17 protein-coding genes and 2 pseudogenes are annotated in these 15,126 nt (G+C 62.5%); 9 read left to right on the forward strand and 10 right to left on the reverse strand.

Going from position 1 to position 15,126, the window contains the following annotated elements; all coding sequences use genetic code 11:
• Positions 1 to 168: 168 nt before the first annotated feature.
• On the reverse strand, positions 169 to 1,008 hold the full coding sequence (locus tag QNJ43_RS04095; RefSeq protein WP_300467588.1) for an alcohol dehydrogenase catalytic domain-containing protein: 840 nt from the start codon (positions 1,006 to 1,008) through the stop codon (positions 169 to 171).
• Between the two features lie 1,084 nt (positions 1,009 to 2,092).
• Between QNJ43_RS04095 and QNJ43_RS04100 the strand changes: the two genes are divergently transcribed.
• The 4 genes from QNJ43_RS04100 to QNJ43_RS04115 all read left to right on the forward strand — a co-directional run bounded on the left by QNJ43_RS04100 (position 2,093) and on the right by QNJ43_RS04115 (position 5,493).
• The gene (locus tag QNJ43_RS04100; RefSeq protein WP_300467590.1) at positions 2,093 to 2,650 is read left to right on the forward strand and encodes a hypothetical protein; all 558 of its coding nucleotides are present in this window, start codon (positions 2,093 to 2,095) and stop codon (positions 2,648 to 2,650) included.
• 259 nt (positions 2,651 to 2,909) lie between these two features.
• Positions 2,910 to 3,215 carry a hypothetical protein gene (locus tag QNJ43_RS04105; RefSeq protein WP_300467592.1) on the forward strand — a complete coding sequence of 102 codons (306 nt, stop codon included), beginning with the start codon at positions 2,910 to 2,912 and terminating at the stop codon, positions 3,213 to 3,215.
• 96 nt (positions 3,216 to 3,311) lie between these two features.
• A complete protein-coding gene (locus QNJ43_RS04110; RefSeq protein WP_300467594.1) occupies positions 3,312 to 3,992 on the forward strand; it encodes a TRAP transporter small permease subunit in 681 nt (226 codons plus the stop codon).
• A gap of 154 nt (positions 3,993 to 4,146) precedes the next feature.
• A complete protein-coding gene (locus QNJ43_RS04115; protein WP_300467596.1) occupies positions 4,147 to 5,493 on the forward strand; it encodes a TRAP transporter large permease subunit in 1,347 nt (448 codons plus the stop codon).
• A 30-nt stretch (positions 5,494 to 5,523) separates the two neighbouring features.
• Here QNJ43_RS04115 and QNJ43_RS04120 read toward each other — a convergent pair whose 3' ends face one another.
• The 8 genes and pseudogenes from QNJ43_RS04120 to QNJ43_RS04155 form a co-directional block, all read right to left on the reverse strand.
• Positions 5,524 to 5,823 carry a hypothetical protein gene (locus QNJ43_RS04120; protein ID WP_300467598.1) on the reverse strand — a complete coding sequence of 100 codons (300 nt, stop codon included), beginning with the start codon at positions 5,821 to 5,823 and terminating at the stop codon, positions 5,524 to 5,526.
• A gap of 19 nt (positions 5,824 to 5,842) precedes the next feature.
• Positions 5,843 to 5,974 (reverse strand): hypothetical protein, encoded by a 132-nt coding sequence (locus QNJ43_RS04125; RefSeq protein ID WP_300467600.1) that lies wholly within the window; start codon positions 5,972 to 5,974, stop codon positions 5,843 to 5,845.
• Entirely contained in the window at positions 5,961 to 6,230 is a 270-nt protein-coding gene (locus tag QNJ43_RS04130; RefSeq protein ID WP_300467602.1) for a hypothetical protein, read from the reverse strand. Before QNJ43_RS04130 ends, QNJ43_RS04125 begins: the two co-directional genes overlap by 14 nt.
• Positions 6,231 to 6,394: 164 nt before the next feature.
• The gene (locus tag QNJ43_RS04135) at positions 6,395 to 6,712 is read right to left on the reverse strand and encodes a cytochrome c (protein WP_300467604.1); all 318 of its coding nucleotides are present in this window, start codon (positions 6,710 to 6,712) and stop codon (positions 6,395 to 6,397) included.
• Positions 6,646 to 7,767, reverse strand: a complete 1,122-nt coding sequence (locus QNJ43_RS04140; protein ID WP_300467606.1) for a cytochrome c — start codon at positions 7,765 to 7,767, stop codon at positions 6,646 to 6,648. The genes QNJ43_RS04135 and QNJ43_RS04140 overlap by 67 nt, the downstream gene beginning before the upstream one ends.
• Before the next feature lie 16 nt (positions 7,768 to 7,783).
• Positions 7,784 to 9,555 (reverse strand): annotated as a pseudogene (locus tag QNJ43_RS04145) (GMC family oxidoreductase).
• Positions 9,556 to 9,558: 3 nt separating this feature from the next.
• Positions 9,559 to 9,828 (reverse strand): gluconate 2-dehydrogenase subunit 3 family protein, encoded by a 270-nt coding sequence (locus QNJ43_RS04150; RefSeq protein WP_300467608.1) that lies wholly within the window; start codon positions 9,826 to 9,828, stop codon positions 9,559 to 9,561.
• Positions 9,788 to 10,261, reverse strand: coding sequence for a gluconate 2-dehydrogenase subunit 3 family protein (locus tag QNJ43_RS04155; protein WP_300467610.1), 474 nt, complete (start codon positions 10,259 to 10,261; stop codon positions 9,788 to 9,790). The genes QNJ43_RS04150 and QNJ43_RS04155 overlap by 41 nt, the downstream gene beginning before the upstream one ends.
• A 515-nt stretch (positions 10,262 to 10,776) precedes the next feature.
• Here QNJ43_RS04155 and QNJ43_RS04160 point away from each other — a divergent pair.
• The 5 genes and pseudogenes from QNJ43_RS04160 to QNJ43_RS04180 all read left to right on the forward strand — a co-directional run.
• Positions 10,777 to 11,916, forward strand: a pseudogene (locus QNJ43_RS04160) (DUF3422 domain-containing protein); the annotation flags it as partial.
• 319 nt (positions 11,917 to 12,235) lie between these two features.
• On the forward strand, positions 12,236 to 12,661 hold the full coding sequence (locus QNJ43_RS04165; RefSeq protein WP_300467612.1) for a MarR family transcriptional regulator: 426 nt from the start codon (positions 12,236 to 12,238) through the stop codon (positions 12,659 to 12,661).
• Positions 12,651 to 12,782, forward strand: a complete 132-nt coding sequence (locus tag QNJ43_RS04170) for a hypothetical protein (protein ID WP_300467614.1) — start codon at positions 12,651 to 12,653, stop codon at positions 12,780 to 12,782. Before QNJ43_RS04165 ends, QNJ43_RS04170 begins: the two co-directional genes overlap by 11 nt.
• 130 nt (positions 12,783 to 12,912) lie before the next feature.
• Positions 12,913 to 13,248 carry an FUSC family protein gene (locus QNJ43_RS04175; RefSeq protein WP_300467616.1) on the forward strand — a complete coding sequence of 112 codons (336 nt, stop codon included), beginning with the start codon at positions 12,913 to 12,915 and terminating at the stop codon, positions 13,246 to 13,248.
• Between the two features lie 25 nt (positions 13,249 to 13,273).
• Entirely contained in the window at positions 13,274 to 14,419 is a 1,146-nt protein-coding gene (locus QNJ43_RS04180) for an FUSC family protein (RefSeq protein ID WP_346432852.1), read from the forward strand.
• Positions 14,420 to 14,679: 260 nt separating this feature from the next.
• On the opposite strand, the gene QNJ43_RS04185 is transcribed toward QNJ43_RS04180, so the two are convergent.
• Complete coding sequence (locus tag QNJ43_RS04185) at positions 14,680 to 15,078, reverse strand: cytochrome c family protein (RefSeq protein ID WP_300467620.1); 399 nt, start codon at positions 15,076 to 15,078, stop codon at positions 14,680 to 14,682.
• Positions 15,079 to 15,126: the final 48 nt, after the last annotated feature.

A 15,126-nucleotide genomic window follows, 5' to 3' on the forward strand; every position in this document is an offset into this window, starting at 1 on the left:
TTGCGATGGCTTCTCAGGATGACGTTGTGGGTGTTGAAAGTTTTGCTGAAACAACAAAACGATAACGTCATCCTGAGGAGGCGCGACAGCACCGTCTCGAAGGATGGGCCACCAAACCGTGCGCTCTCACCCATCATCCTTGGCTTGGTCGTGTGCCCCGCCGATCCCTCACCCTCGAACGAGCACCTTGTCCTCGCGCTTGCCTTTCCCGGCCGCCTCGGCGATGTCGGCGAGGTCAAAGATCCCGTCCACCTGCAGGGTCACGTCGCCGGAGGCAATGAGCCCCATCAACTCGCCGATCAGGCCTGCGACCTTCTCCTTCGGGGCTTCGGGCAGCAGCTTAGCAAGCCAGAAGCCCTTGATCGTGATGTCTCGGAAAATGAGCTGGGCGGGCGGCACTTCCATCCGCTTTCCTGACATCAACCCGAAGGAGACCACCGTCGCTCCCAGTGCGCAGATTGCGCAGAGATTGGCCGCCGCCGCTCCCGCCTCGCCGCGTCGCACCAAATTGACGACGTTCACGCCGCGCTTCTGCGCCACCTTCGCCAGAACTTTGGCAACGGCTCCGGTCGCTGTGTTCTGGACGATAAGTCGCCGGGATGCGCATGCACGAAATTGAGCAGGAACAGCGCGCTCATCGGCATGGCGATGAGTTGGGCCGCCGTCTCGTCGGGAATCCCGTTGGGAAGCGGCACGGCGCCTGCCGCCGGCGATATAGTACTGGGCCCAGGTGCCGCGCCTGGTGGCGGCAACCCACTGGCCGATCTCCAGTCCGTTCACGCCTTCGCCCAGCGCATCGATGGTGCCCATCGCTTCCGACCCACCGATTTCCGGCAGGGCGGGCTTGTAGCCGTAAGTGCTTGCGACGGTGAGCTGGTCGTGATTGTGGATCGCCGCGAGCCCCGTCTTCACCCGGATTTCGCCCGGGCCCGGCTCCGGAAGCGGACGCTCGGCAACGGTGAGGACCTCCGACGGCGTGCCGAATGTTCCGTGAATGGCGCACAGCATGGATACGGCCCTCTTGTGATCTGCATTTCACCAATATTGCGAGCGCACTATGAAGCCCTTGGCGTCGTGTGTCGAGGCTCGATCCTTGCGCATCCGGCAAATCGGATGTGCGAGCCGGTCGGTTGAAGCTTCCATCCCCTTGGTCAGTCTCTCCGGCGTCATCCCGGGCGCACCGCAGCACGCCAGTGCTGCTATGCAGGCCCGGGATCTTGAGCCGCGAACACGGAGGGTAGATTCAGGATCTGCGAAGCGTCGCTGCGCGCCACATCGCGTCCGGGATGACACCGGAGAGATCCCGCAAGGGATGAAAATCCCAACCAAACGGCAGCGGCTCTGCAGTTATGAAAATTGTGGAACGGAGCGGTCCAAATTACAAACATAGAAATAAAATGTCGAATTGATTTGTAAATGGTCGAAAAGATGTTAATCAGAAAGAGAAATAGAGGAAATAAAGGTCGTTTTTCGCAAGTTTCTTGAACGTTATTTCGTGATGTCCTCACTTCGGTGAGGTTCGTCTTTGATCATGAGAGGGAGGGTACGCGTGTTCGGCGCGTGAAACCGCCCGACTTGAAACGAACCGTCCAAGGGAGGAATGAAATGGCTAACCTCAAGCGGGAGGGCGCAACGCGCCCCGAACGGGACGGTGCGCAGGCGGACGTCGGGCGCGAGGCGGTCGAAGGCGTCGTCAAGGCGCGGCGCAACTTCCTGAAATCATCGCTCCTGGCGGCCGGCGGCGTGGCGGGAGCGGCGACGCTCGGCGCCCCCTATATCGGCACGGCCAAGGCGGCAAGCACCACCTGGAAGATCCAGATGTCATGGCCCGGCGGCGTCGGCCTTCAGATCTTCAAGGACTGGTGCGCCACCATCGCGGAAAAGACCGGAGGCGAACTCGCCTTCCAGCCCTTCGGCGTCAATGACGTCGTGGGCGATTTTCAGCTCTACGACGTGGTCAAGAACGGCGTTCTTCAGGCCGTGAACCCCTTCACCATCTATGTGCAGGGCATCATTCCGGCGGGCGTGTTCCTGTCGTCCTATCCGCTCGGGCTGCGCAATCCGAGCGAGTACGACACCTTGCTATTATGGCTTGGGCGGTCTGGAGATGATGCGCGAGCTTTACGCCGCTCAGGGCATGTACTGTGGGTTGGCCCGGTCCACCACGACGCCAACATCATTCATTCCAAGGTGCCAATCCGCTCGGTGGAGGATTTCCGCGGTCGCAAGATACGCCTTCCCGGCGGCATGGTGGCCGATCCATGGCCCCCCGGGCTTCATGTCGCTCTACCAGCCGGTCGACATCATGGACATCACCGTCGGCATGCCCGCGTGGAACGCGCTCTCCGACGAGGTGAAGCAGTTCGTGGAGATGGAGACGAAGTCCTATTCGGTCGAGCACCACGCCAAGATCCAGCAGGCGAACCAGGAAACCTGGAAGAAGTTCGAGGCCGACGGCACCGAGGTCACGCGCCTCAGCCAGGACGACGTGGCCATCATGACCGAAGTGGCGGTGCCGATCTGGTACAAATACGCCAACCGCGACAAGGCCTCGGCCCGCATCTTCAAGACCCAGCTCTACTACATGATGTCCGGCTCGCTCGGCTACGTGACGCCGGACCTGATCGAAGGCATGCAGCTCGACCTCTGAGGGGCCACGCGACCTCATCCGGATGCCCTGACCGGGCGTCCGGTCTTCCTTCACGTGGAGGGCAAGAGACGCGCCCGGCGAATCGAGTTGCGGATCCCACGATCCGGCTTCCGACATGAACGGCACCTGCCGCGAGCATCTGCGGCGGGCGTCGAAATGTCGGGCACAGCTGATTTACCGAATGCATTTGAGCGCGACGTCCCCGTGAGCGGGGCACGCCGCGCCGCGTCACACGGCTCATCACGTCCTGGGGGAAACCATGCCGAGCCTGACTTTCGTTCTGCCGCACTGGCTCTATTGGTTCGGTCTGCTTTTCTTTCCGCTGGCCGCGATGGTGCTTGCCCGTTGCTCCAAGGCGAAGGGCGGCACGCACGGCTATTCGCTGCCGCTCGGCTACACCATCCTGGTGACTGGCGGCATGCTGGGCCTGCACCGCTTTTACCTGAAAAGCCTGCTCGGCCTCGTCTACCTGCCGATCTTTCTTTTCATCCTGGTCGCCAACGGCGAGCAGCGCGAGGCGCGTGCCGTCTATTCCGACGCCTCCAATCTGGTGCGCGTGGCGTAGGACACGATCACCCGCGAGACCTCGCGTCTTGAGGATCTGGAAGCGGATCTTTCCGGGCTCCAGGCCGATGTCACGGCCGCCGAGGAGGGCTCGCTGTTGCGCCGTCTGGCGGAGCGCAAGCTGCAGCGCGTAACGAGCCGGACGGAAACGTCGCGCGACCAGCTGGAGCGGTCCAAGGCCGATCTTGCGATAAACCGCCCGCTCGCTGAGGCGGCGGGCGAGACCCGCGCCTTCTGGGGCTCCATGGCCTATTACGGCTTCCTGCTGATCGTGGTGCTGATGGCGGTCGATGCGGTGCTGCTGCCGGGCCTGAAACGGCGGGCGGAGCGCAAAGTTCTGGGCGAGAGTGAGGATCCGGCGGAAGTCGCGGTGGAGGCTTACGAGGAAGCGGAGGCCAACGAGGATGTGGCCCACGCCTCCAGCGGCTGGACCGGGGCGATCGATCGCCTGTCGCTTTACTGCGGCGAGTTTGTCTACTACTGGGCCGTCATCGCCGTCTTTGTCTACTACTACGAGCTCATCGCGCGCTACGTCTTTAACTCACCGACCAACTGGGCACATGAAGGCATGTTGCTGATGTTCGGCATGCAGTACCTGATCGCCGGCGCCTACGCGATGCTGTGCGAAAGCCACGTGCGGGTCGACGTCTTCTACGCACCACTGTTGCCGCGCCACAAGGCCGTGGCCGATCTACTAACCTCCGTCTTCTTCTTCTCCTTCATCTTCGTCGGAACGCTGCTCATGACCTCCTGGATCTTCGCCTATCAGGCGACGTAGGTGGACGAGATCTCGTTCACCGAATGGGCGATCGCCTACTGGCCCTTCAAATGGGCCATGGTCATCGTCGGCATACTTCTCGTGCTGCAGGGCATCTCGAAACTGGCGCAGGACATGCACGCCGTCGTCAATCCGGCCGGGGGGGGCCTGATCCATGGGGCTGGAAATCTCGATCGAATGGCTGACGCTGATCATGTTCGGCAGCCTGCTGGTGCTGCTGATGGCGGGTCTGCCGCTCGCTTTCGTGACCGGCGGTCTCGCCTGCGTCTTTCTCTTCGTGCTGGGCGACAGCTGGCAGGTGCTCAACATCGTGCCCTCGCGCATCTTCCCGTTGATGACCAACTACCAGCTATCGGCCATCCCGCTCTTCATCTTCATGGCGGCGATGTTGGAGCGGGCGGGCATCATCAACGACATGTTCGACGTCATCTACAAGGTGCTGGGTGGCGTGCGCGGCGGTCTGGCGGCTGCCACCATTATCGCCTCCACCATCCTGGCGGCGATGGTCGGTGTCATTGGCGCCGCCGTGGTGACCATGGGCATCATCGCGCTACCCGCCATGCTGCAGCGCAACTACAACCCGGAAATCGCCATGGGCTCGATCATGGTGGGCGGCACGCTCGGCATCCTGATCCCGCCCTCCATCCTCGCCATCATCTACGCCGTGGTGGCCGAGCAGTCGGTGGGCGAGCTGTTCATCGGCGCGGTTTTCCCGGGCCTGCTGCTCTCGGGTCTCTACGTGCTCTATGTGATCGTGCGGTGCATCATCAATCCGGAGCTCGGCCCCGCCGCACCGATCAAGGAACGCATTTCCTTCATCGAGAAGGTGCGGATCCTGTCCAGGACGTCGGCGCCGATCGCTCTCATCGTGGTGGTGCTCGGCGTCATCTTCTCCGGCGTGGCAACCCCGGTTGAAGCGGCGGGCATCGGAACCTCCGGCGCCTTCATCGCCGCCGCCATTCACTGCAAGCTCGACTGGGCGACCATTCAGGCCGCCTGCCTGACGACGCTGGAGGCGTCCGCCATGGTCATCTGGATCATGTTCGGCGCGACCATCTTCGTCGGGCTCTACGTGCTTGAGGGCGGCCAGCAATTCGTCTCAGAGCTGATGCAGGGCCTCGGGCTCGGGCTGTGGGGCATCCTCATCCTGATGCAGATCATCCTGATCTTCCTGGGCATGTTCCTCGACTGGGTCGGCATCCTGCTCCTGTGCGTGCCGATCTTCGTGCCCATTGTGAAGGCACTGGGGGCGACTTCCTTCGGGCTCGATAACCCGGATGATCTCGTCCTGCTCTATCTGGTCAACATGCAGATGAGCTTCCTGTCGCCGCCGTTCGGCTACGCGCTCTTCTACCTGCGCGGTGTGGCGCCTCCGGAAATCCCCATGATCCGCATCTTCAAGGCGGCGATCCCGTTCCTAGCGATCCAGATCATCGGTCTGGTGCTCTGCATGGTGTTCCCGGAAATCATCATCTGGCTGCCGCGGCTGGTTTACGGGTGAAGGTAAGATGGGGAGCGAACGCGCTCCCCGTCAACCGACCTGCGCCCGATCGATCTTCAGACAGCCGGTCATCCGCGTCTTCCAGTCCTCGATCATCGCCTTGAAGGTTTCGCCGGTCAGAGCACGGAGGTAATTGGCTCCCTCCTCGGAGAGGGCCGTCAATGTGTAGCGGATCCGTACCTGAGTGCGATCTTCTTCCGTCTCGCGACAGTCGACGTCAACGAAACCGAAGCGCGATCCGGGCGTCACATACGTGGTGGTTGCCCGGATCCCAAGTTGTGTGCAGGACCACAGAGTCTCCTCGCCGCCGTGCGACGTGCGAAAGACCATGCCCTCCTGGGTTTCCCCGCTATCGGGATGAATGAATTCCGGATCCCAGCCGGGCAACCCACAGTTTCTCGCCGCGCGGCGTCAGCAGGGGAAAGACACGATCCACCGCTGCGGCGACCGCGATGGTGTGCTCGCGTTCAAGATGGATCATCGCAACCGTCCTCCGGGGCACTCTCGCTCATATGGTGGGCGTCCGCCAGCGTCAGCTCCAGCCCGTAGATCCGCCTGAACTCGGCAATCGCGGCAAGCGTTTCGGTGGAAAATAGCGCCCGGTTCTCGAAGGCATGCAGCACGATGCCTTCCAGCAGGTCGCCAAGGCTCATGTCGCGCAGCTCCGCCACTGCCTTGAGAACCTTCAGCAGTTTCTTTTCGAGGCGTACACCGGTCTGGACGCGTTCAACCTTCATAGAATGAATAGGTACATACAAGGGTAAAATTGGACAGCAAGGACGGCAAGCGCAAGGCTGATGTCTCCGGTTCCCTGGGAGGTATCCCCAAAAACAAAGGCCGGGCCGGTTCTGGTGAATCGGCCCGGCCTCGTATCTCCCGACTTCGGCTAGGAGTGTCGCCGTTAGTGGGAGGCTTCGGTTGGTGTGCTGCGTTCCGATGCCACCTGGGTGGCCGTCACCGGACCGGCGTCGTTGCCCCAAGCTCCGCGCAGGAACGTCGCAAGTTCGGCGACCTCCTTGTCCGACAGGCGGTCGGCAAAGCCCGACATGCGCAACTTCATCGGACGCTTGCTGGTCGAGAGCATTTCCGCGTCATAAAGAATAGTGTGGATCAGCCCACCGGTCTGCTTGGCGATCACGGCCGAGTTGCCCTTCAGCGCCGGGAAGACCTCAGGCGCCCCGCGTCCGTCGGCAAAGTGACAGGCACCGCAATTGTCCACGTAGAGCCGTTCGCCTGCCGAGAGGTCGACCGCGCTGCGCAGTTTCTTCGTGGGGGCATCATCCGCCGCATCGATGCGGGCAATGGTGTGGTCCGCCTGGTCTGCGGCCTTTGCCGGCGTGTCGGCGGGAGCCGAACCGTCGGAGCCGATCGAGTGCAGAGCAGATAGGAGACCATCGCGGCGTCCTTTTCGTTTATGTACTGGAGCGATTCCTGCACCGCGAGCTTCATCTCGCCCGCCACCGCCGAATGGGCGTTGCGGCCCGCGGTGAGGTACATCTTCAGCTCATCGGCCGACCACTGCTGCGACGCCGATTTCGGGCCCCTGAGATTGGGAGTCGACCAGCCGCCGATCTCGCCGCCGGTCAGGAACTTGGCGTCCGTCTCGTTGGCTCCGGCCTGCGCCATGGTCAGGCCGCGCGGCGTGTGGCACGAGCCGCAATTGCCCAGCACCTGCATCAGATAGGCGCCGTGCGACAGTTGCTCGTCGTTTGCCACCTTGTCGGTCGCCGGCTTGAAGCCCGCATGGCCAAGCACCACCCAGTTCCACAGCCGGATGCCCCAGCGCTGGTTGAACGGGAAGGGCAGTTTTGTCTCGGCAACCTGGTTCGTCACCGGCTTCACGTCATGCATGAAGTAGTCGTAAAGCGCCCGGATGTCGGCCTCCGATATGTGGCGATAGTTCTCGTACGGCATCGCCGGATAGAGATGCTCGCTGGACGGTGTCACCCCGTCGATCAGCGCGGCACGGAAATCGTCGAGCGACCACTTGCCGATGCTCGTTTCCGGATCCGGCGTGATGTTGGTCGTGTAGATGTCCCCCATCGGGCTTTCGATGGTGTGTCCGCCCGCGAAGGGCTCGCCGCCCGGCTTGGTGTGACAGACCGCGCAGTCCGCCAGACGCGCGCCATACTCGCCGAGCTCGGCCGGCGGCTGCCAGTCGGCGGCAAGCTTTTCGGTCGGCGCGGTACGCTGCACCGGCACGAAGATGATGGCGACGAGCGCCACAAGGCCGATCACCACGAGATCGGCCACGATACGAATGAGCGTTTTCATCTGTTTGCCTCCCCGTTCACGCCAGCGGCCGCGGGTTGGGGAGGTAATCCTTGCGGATTGCCGCCGCCGACCAGTAGGCCAAGCCTGCCGAGGGCACCCGTCGGGTTGTACTGCGTGTTCTGCGGGTAGGCGGAGGCGTCCATCACGAACAGGTTGTGGCAGTTCCAGCTCTGCAGGTACTTGTTCAAGGTCGAGGTCTTGCGATCCGCGCCCATGATCGCGCCGCCCACATTGTGGGTCGACTGGTAGGGGCGCACGTCGTACTGCGATCCCTTGGACTTGTAGCCGGAGGCCATCATGTCCGGGTTCATGGTCTTGGCGATCTCCTCGATCCGCGCCTTCATGAACTGGGGCATGCGGATGTCATTGTCCTTCCAGTTGAAGGTCATGCGCATCAGCGGCCGGCCGTGGCGGTCGGTATAGGTCGGGTCGAGGTCCAGATAGCAAATCGCAGAACGACATGTTGGAGCCGTGCGAGCCGATCGCCATGGAGTGCCCGTACCACTCGCCGGTTGCCTCCTTCCAGTCCTTGCCCCATTTTGGCGTTCCCGGAGGCAGCGGCATCGACTGGATCGGTCGTCCGTTGGTTTGCCCGGCGGTGATGTAGGGCCCGCCGATGAAGCCCTCCTTGGCGAAATCGATCTGGCTGATCGAATAGTCGTCGATGGAAATGCCGTTCGCGCCCGTTCCGATGAAGGGGTTGAACTCCTTATCCTTGAAGTAGAGCCGAGTGCCGCCGGTCATTTGGTAGGAATAGTTCTTGCCCACCATGCCTTCGCCGGTCGCCGGGTCGTATGGCTGGCCGATTTCGGACAGCAGCAGGTGGACGTTGTGAAGCGCGAAGGCGGCCAGGATCACCAGATCCGCAGGCTGGAAAACCTCCTCGCCCGACTTCTCGTCGAAAGTCGAAATAGATCACCCCGGTAACGGTCTTGCCGTCGGAGGACTTTTCGATCCTCAGCACTTCCGAATTGGTCTTGTAGGAGAAATTCGGCATGCGCTTCAGCGCGTCCAGAACGCAGGTCTGCGGTGAGGACTTGGAATAGTTGAGGCAACCGAACCGCTCGCAGAAGCCGCAGAAATTGCAGGGTTCGAGCTGCATGCCATAGGGGTATATGCCTTGGAGGCATTGCCCGCAGGCCGCGGGAAGGGATGCAGGCCCTTGGCCTTGGCCGCCTGACGGAAGAGCTCGGCGTCATAGGTATGCGGCAGCGGCGGCAGCGGATATTCCGAAGACCGCGGCGCCTCGAACGGGTTGCCGCTCTCGATGATCTCGCCGTTGAGATTGCCCACCTTGCCGGAAATCCCGGCCACCTTCTCGAACTGGTCGAAATAGGGTTCCTGCTCCTCGTAGGTGATGCTCCAGTCCTGAATGGTCATGCCTTCGGGAATGACATCGGCGCCGAAGGTCTCCTCAACATAGGAGCGTAGACGGTATTCCACTTTCTGTGGACGCCAGTTCTGGCCGTTCCAGTGGACACCCGCACTGCCCACGCCGTCGCTCGGCAGGAAGGAGCCGAGATGACGATAGGGCCGCGCGATCTCGTCCATGGAGCGGCGCACCGTCAACGTGAACTTGCTCGGCTTCTGCATCAGCTTGTAGCGGATGCCGTATTTCAGTTCGTCGATGATGTCGGGATACTGGAAGTCCGACACGGTATTGCGGTCATCGCCGCACTCCGGCGCCAGGATCTCCAACCCTTCCTGGGCGAGTTCCATTGAAAGGATGGCGCCGGTCCAGCCCAGGCCGATGACGACGACGTCTTTCTTGGGATTTTGTTTTGCCATGGATCAGGCCCTCTCGCCGGAAATGGATACGGGGCTGAGCGGGTAGTCCGCGTTGTAGTTGTTGACCCATTCCGCATAGCTGCCGTGTGCACCGGGAAAGCCGATATGCACCCAGGCCTGCATGCCGTGATTGCCGCCGTATTTCGGGTCGGCGAAATAGCCTTCCTTGGTGTTCTGCAACAGGAAGTAGAAGAAATCGCGCAACTGCGGCGGCAGGCCGACCTTGCCCGCCTCAAGCGCGGTGAGGGCTTCGTCCTGTGGTCTTGGCGTCAAGCGCCTCGAAGGCGTCACCGTGGGTCTTGCGACACCACTCCTGAAAGAGCGGAATGCCCTGATGATAGATCTCGGCGGGTGTCAGAGGGCTCTGGAAACCGAGCTTGGGATCGGCGTCGGCCTCGTGCGATCCTTCCATGTACCAGTCGGCAGCGGTGCCGAAATCTCCGGCAAGCTGGAGATCGATGAAGACGGGGATCCGCGTTTCAATCGCTCCGGGGCCTTCGCCCTCGGAAGAGATGAGTCGGTCGCACGCCGCCAGAATGAAAGCCCATTCCGCTGCGTCGAAAGAGACCGGCTTGTATTCCTCCAGAGGGGGAAGGTCTGCTGCCTTAGCGGGATTGAGAGTGATCGGAATTGTTGTCGCCGCCATGCTGGCGACAGATGCTTTCAGAAAGCTTCGACGGTATGGGCGTTCGGTAATATCTACCATTGGTATTTTCCTTTCGGCAAATATGCTCCGTTAAAAAGTACGCCAATCCGCAGCAGAAACAGGCCTTGCTTCCTGTTAAAAATCCGGTTTATGCCACAGGGGAAGGGATGTATGCTACGCGTCAATTTGACGCCTTGATGCGACAGCTTATCGCGTCTGTGAGTTGATTTTCAAAGTTATTTTTTTCTAAGGTGGAGTTTGTGGGGTAACTCCGCGGTTGCAGGGTCTTATCGGGCGGCACTTGCGGTTGGCGTGAGGCATGGTTCGAGCCCTCCTCTGGCTATGGGTAGAACGAACCGGGTGACAGTTGGTTCCCGAACGACCATTGTTTCGGCGAAATTTTGGGCGGTTTTGGCCAGATTGTTTGGCAAGGGCAGGTGGTGAGCGAATCTGATCTCGAGGCGGGCTTTGCGCCGCATCCTTTGCGATGTGCATTGTTGGGCGAGTTGCATGCGCCCCCCTTTATGCCGGTCGAAACTCCGCGCACCTTCCTGCATTAAGGCTTCACCACCGACGAGGCGGACGCGCGTGCGGACCGGGAGTGGTTCGCGGAATTCTGCCGCGTGCACGGTGCGGCAGGCCCCAACGCCGACACCCGTCATCACGTTCTGCCCTTCGGCGGCGGGGCGTTGCGCTGGGAAAGTCATGCGGAATTCACCACCTACACCTGGGATGGTGCGGCTCCGGGCGGCAAGCCGTTTGCCAACGAGCCCGAGGGATCGCCTTTCGGTCGCGATTTCCGTGCCCCCGGCCCGCTGATCGTCGCGACCCGTCTCGATCTGGTCGATGCGGCTACGGGCTGCGACATCGACGATCTGTTCGACCCGGCCAGTCTGGCGGCGTCGGAGGTGTCCGGCGGCGATCTGATCGCGGCGACCGACTTCCGCGCCGACGGTCACGGCATGACCCGCATTCTCGTGATCAATCGCAGCGAGATGCCGCAATCGGTCGGCGCAAGCTGTCAGCGGCTTCTGGAGGTGGAGACTTACCGCCTGCTGGCACTTCTGGGATTGCCGGAAGCCCAGCGCCAGGCGCCGCAGATCCGCCGTATCGAAACGAACCTGTCGGGAATTGCCGACGAGATCCGGACCAGCGCCGGGCTCGATGCCAACGAGGCGCTGCTTCAGCGTCTCACCCAGTTGGCCGCCGATCTGGAGGTGGGCGCCGCCGCTTCTGCCTATCGCTTCGGGGCAAGCCGCGCCTATGACGAGATCATCACCCAGCGCCTTGCCGCGTTCGGCGAACAGCCCTTTGCGGGACGGTCGACCTGGGAGCGCTTCCTTGCCCGTCGGCTGCGCCCGGCCATGCGCACCTGCGAGACGACGGAGGAACGTCAGGCCAATCTCTCGCGCAAGCTGGCGCGCGCCGCCATCTTGCTGCGCACCCGCGTCGATGTGGAACTGGAAAGCCAGAACCGCAATCTTCTGGAAGCGATGAACCGCCGCGCCCGCCTGCAGCAGACGGTTGAGGGCCTGTCGGTCGCCGCCATCAGTTACTATGTGGTTGGCCTGATCGGGCATCTGTTCGAGGGCGCCAAGGACATGGGGCTGCCGCTGAATTCCGGGCTCGCCAAGGCGGCGTCCGTGCCCTTGGTCCTGCTGGTGATCTGGTACCTCGTCCGCCGCATCCGCGCCCACCATTCCGGCGTGGAATAGGGCGTACGGGGCAGGGAACGACAGTGTGCTCCGCACCGGCAACGCGGCATGCATAAACTGACGTCGTGCCTCGCCAGGACTTTCTTGCTGTTACTCGGGCAAGATACCCTCCGTCGTCGCCCGGGAGGTTGCTATCTGCTCCCCTGTCCCTCGGCTCCTCCCTCGCGCTCGGCTCTCCTCCGGCGCCTTACCTTTCTCCTACCCAGAATTTTAACCGATCGTTCGAATTTAAATTGATTGAATCCCATTTATCTGGATAGTGCGCGGCACTATGCCCCATTCCAATTTGTCCCTACGTCTGCGCTTCGGCTCGGAGCTGGTGTTTGTTGCGCGCCGGTGGCGGCAGGTTGTCGATCAGCGGCTGGTAGCGCGCGGGCTCAGCGACGCGAGCTGGACGTCGCTTTTCCATCTCTCCGTTGCAGGCGACGGCATCACCCAGAAGGAACTCGCCCGGCTGATCGGCCTCGACGGGTCCTCGCTCGTGCGCACCCTCGACCATCTGTCCGAACGCGGCCTGATCGAGCGGCGCGTCGATGACCACGATCGCCGGGTGCGCCGCATTCATCTGACCGATGACGGGCAGAGTACCGCGCAGACCATCCGCGAAAAGCTGACCTCCGCCGAATTCGAGCTGCTCGCCGAGTCCTCCGATGACGAGTTGCAGGGCCTGGTCGAGGCGTTTGGCCGCCTGTCGCAGCATATTGCCGTTCTGGAAGACGGCGAGGGTGAACACCATGACGAATGAACCGCCCGCGCAGACCCGCATGTGGTCCGAGGCCCTTGCCGTACGCCTGATCCATTGGGGTTTTGACGTCCCCAAGCTCCGGTTCTCGATGCGCACCGCTCTGGCGCTTGTCCTTGCCTGAATGTGCGGACTCGAGCACCCGCAATGGTCGGCCATGACGGTGTTCGCCGCCGCTCAGCCGACGCGCGGGCAGCTTCTGGAAAAGGGCCTCTTTCGTGCCTTGGGAACCATCGTCGGCGCTTCCGCCGGACTTGGCCCTGCTTTACGGCGCCGACGGCGATGCCTGGCGCCTTGTGGCGGGCCTGAGTGTCTGGATCGCGCTGTGTGTCGGCGCGGGCAACCTGTTCCGGGGCTATCTGTCCTACGGCATCATTCTGGCGGGCTTTTCCGCCGCCATGGTGGCGCTTCTGGCCCAGTCCCACGTCTACACTCCGTTCGCGCTCAGGCTCGACCGGGTGCTGACTGTTCTTCTCGGCGTGCTGGCCGCCGCCGCGCTCGAATATCTGATCACCCCGTTGGTCACCGAAGGCAGTATGATCAGCCGCGTGCGGCGTCTGGGCGCCGACATGATGGTCGTCGCCGCCTGATCGCGCTGACCGACGCGCTGGTCCTGTGCGCTTCCGGCATCCTGCGTTCCGATCCCGCCACCGCCAACCGTCTCGACGCCCTGTTTCTGCGCATTCACATGGAGACCCAGCCCGCCGATCTGCCCGCCTTTTGCCGGGAAGCGGCCGATGGGGCGGTCGAGCCGAAGGTCGCGCAGGTCCTGAACGCGCCCTGGCCGACAGCTCTTCCGTCACCCCCGAAATGCTCGGCGGGGAGAGCGCCGTTGCCCAGCACTGGGACTGGATCGGCGCGCGGCATGCCTCGCTCCGTGCGTTCTGCGTGCTTCTCGGCATCGGCACCATGTGGGCGGGAACCGGCTGGCATGCTGGCCCCTTTCTGATGCTGGGCGGATCGGTGATGATCTCGGTCTTCTCCACCTTCGGTGATCCCGCCTGGATCATGGCGCGACTTCTGATCTGGCAGGTCTGTGGCGCGGCGACCTCGCTGGTCCTGAAATTCGGGCTCTGGACGCACTCGGGCGCGGAATGGCAGACTATCGTGATAGTCATTGCCGGTGCTGCTGGTGGTGGTGCCGTTGATGAGCCATCGCCGACGACGGTCGGCTCCATGGGTTACGCCATGCTGCTGCTCATTTCTCAGCCGCAATACCCCTTCACAGCCGGGTTCGTGCCCACTCTGGAACAAACCATCGCCGTCATCCTCGGGCCGTTTATCGCTTATTGCGCCTTTCTGTTGATCTTCCCCACCACAGCCGCCCGGCGCATGACGGGGCTGGTCGAGGTCATGCGCAGCGAGCTTCGCGCCATGGCATCGGCGCGGGCTGTGGTCGGCAATTCGGCACTCTGGCAGGCGCGGTTCTGCACCCGACTGTTGAAGGTCATTCGTTGGGGTGGCAAGGCGGGCTCGGCCCGTAACGCTGCGCTGGAGGAGGGCTTCGAGATCCGCAGGCTCGGTCACGCCATCTACCTGTTGCGCGATCTGCGCCACAAGACGGGCGTTTCAGCAGGCACCTTGCGCGCGGCCGAAGTCGCCCTTGCCCGCCTGTCCCGCGATGCCGGACGGTCTGAGGCCACGCAGGTCGCCATCGAGCGCACCGCTCGGCGGCTGGAGGGAGACGTTCCCGCTCTGGCGGCAACCCTGAAACGGTGCCTGCATCCGTCGGTTTCCTTGTCCGCGGAGCGGCGCTCCTAACGCGGATGCATCCCCACTGGACGGAAGTTTCCCGGGACTACGAAGAGCCCGACACCCTCACCCGACGCTTCGCGTCGACCTCTCCCCATGGGAGAGGTGAAGAGAGCGAGATTGCGGGCGATGTGGGACATATTTCCTCTCCCATGGGGAGAGGGTAAGGCGATGTTGATCCCTTGTGGATACGGAAACCCAGACCCAGACACACGAAAGCCGGGCAGCATGGCCACTCGGCTTCCGCGATGTCGATACGGCGGGGCGGCTTACTTCGTGGAGCCGTCCGCGTTGAACTGGGAGAGGTAGGCAACGAGGTTGGTGATGTCGTCGTCCTTCTTCAGCCCGGCAAAGGCCATCTTGGTGCCCTTAACGAGGTCACGCGGCTTGGGCAGGTATTCGTGCAGAAGCTCTTCCGACCACACGTTGTGGGTCTCGCCGAACTCGGTCATGCCCTTGGAGTACTTGAAGCTGTCGATCGAGGCGATCTTGCGCCCGACGATGCCGTTCAGCTCCGGCCCCACACGGTTCTTCGCCTTGGGGCCGACCATGTGGCAGGCCTTGCACTTGCGGAAGACTTTCTCGCCCTTTGCCGGATTGTCGTCAGCGAGCGCCGCAGTGGCCGTGGCCAGCAGCGCCGCGCCAGCGATGACAATCATTCGTTTCATATTGCGTTCTCCCGTTTCTTCGCGCTCCGCCGCAGGTCGCCTGGATGA

Source organism: Breoghania sp., from assembly GCF_030066895.1.
Classification (GTDB): domain Bacteria; phylum Pseudomonadota; class Alphaproteobacteria; order Rhizobiales; family Stappiaceae; genus Breoghania.

Excerpts from the sequence above, each read along its gene's own strand:
- QNJ43_RS04095 (WP_300467588.1), bottom strand. The coding sequence starts at position 1,008 with ATGCTGTGCGCCATTCACGGAACATTCGGCACGCCGTCGGAGGTCCTC.
- QNJ43_RS04155 (WP_300467610.1), bottom strand. The coding sequence starts at position 10,261 with ATGGTAGATATTACCGAACGCCCATACCGTCGAAGCTTTCTGAAAGCA.
- QNJ43_RS04170 (WP_300467614.1), top strand. The coding sequence starts at position 12,651 with ATGACGAATGAACCGCCCGCGCAGACCCGCATGTGGTCCGAGGCCCTT.
- QNJ43_RS04125 (WP_300467600.1), bottom strand. The coding sequence starts at position 5,974 with ATGATCCATCTTGAACGCGAGCACACCATCGCGGTCGCCGCAGCGGTG.
- QNJ43_RS04185 (WP_300467620.1), bottom strand. The coding sequence starts at position 15,078 with ATGAAACGAATGATTGTCATCGCTGGCGCGGCGCTGCTGGCCACGGCC.
- QNJ43_RS04105 (WP_300467592.1), top strand. The coding sequence starts at position 2,910 with ATGCCGAGCCTGACTTTCGTTCTGCCGCACTGGCTCTATTGGTTCGGT.
- QNJ43_RS04130 (WP_300467602.1), bottom strand. The coding sequence starts at position 6,230 with ATGAAGGTTGAACGCGTCCAGACCGGTGTACGCCTCGAAAAGAAACTG.
- QNJ43_RS04115 (WP_300467596.1), top strand. The coding sequence starts at position 4,147 with ATGGGGCTGGAAATCTCGATCGAATGGCTGACGCTGATCATGTTCGGC.
- QNJ43_RS04120 (WP_300467598.1), bottom strand. The coding sequence starts at position 5,823 with ATGGTCTTTCGCACGTCGCACGGCGGCGAGGAGACTCTGTGGTCCTGC.
- QNJ43_RS04140 (WP_300467606.1), bottom strand. The coding sequence starts at position 7,767 with ATGAAAACGCTCATTCGTATCGTGGCCGATCTCGTGGTGATCGGCCTT.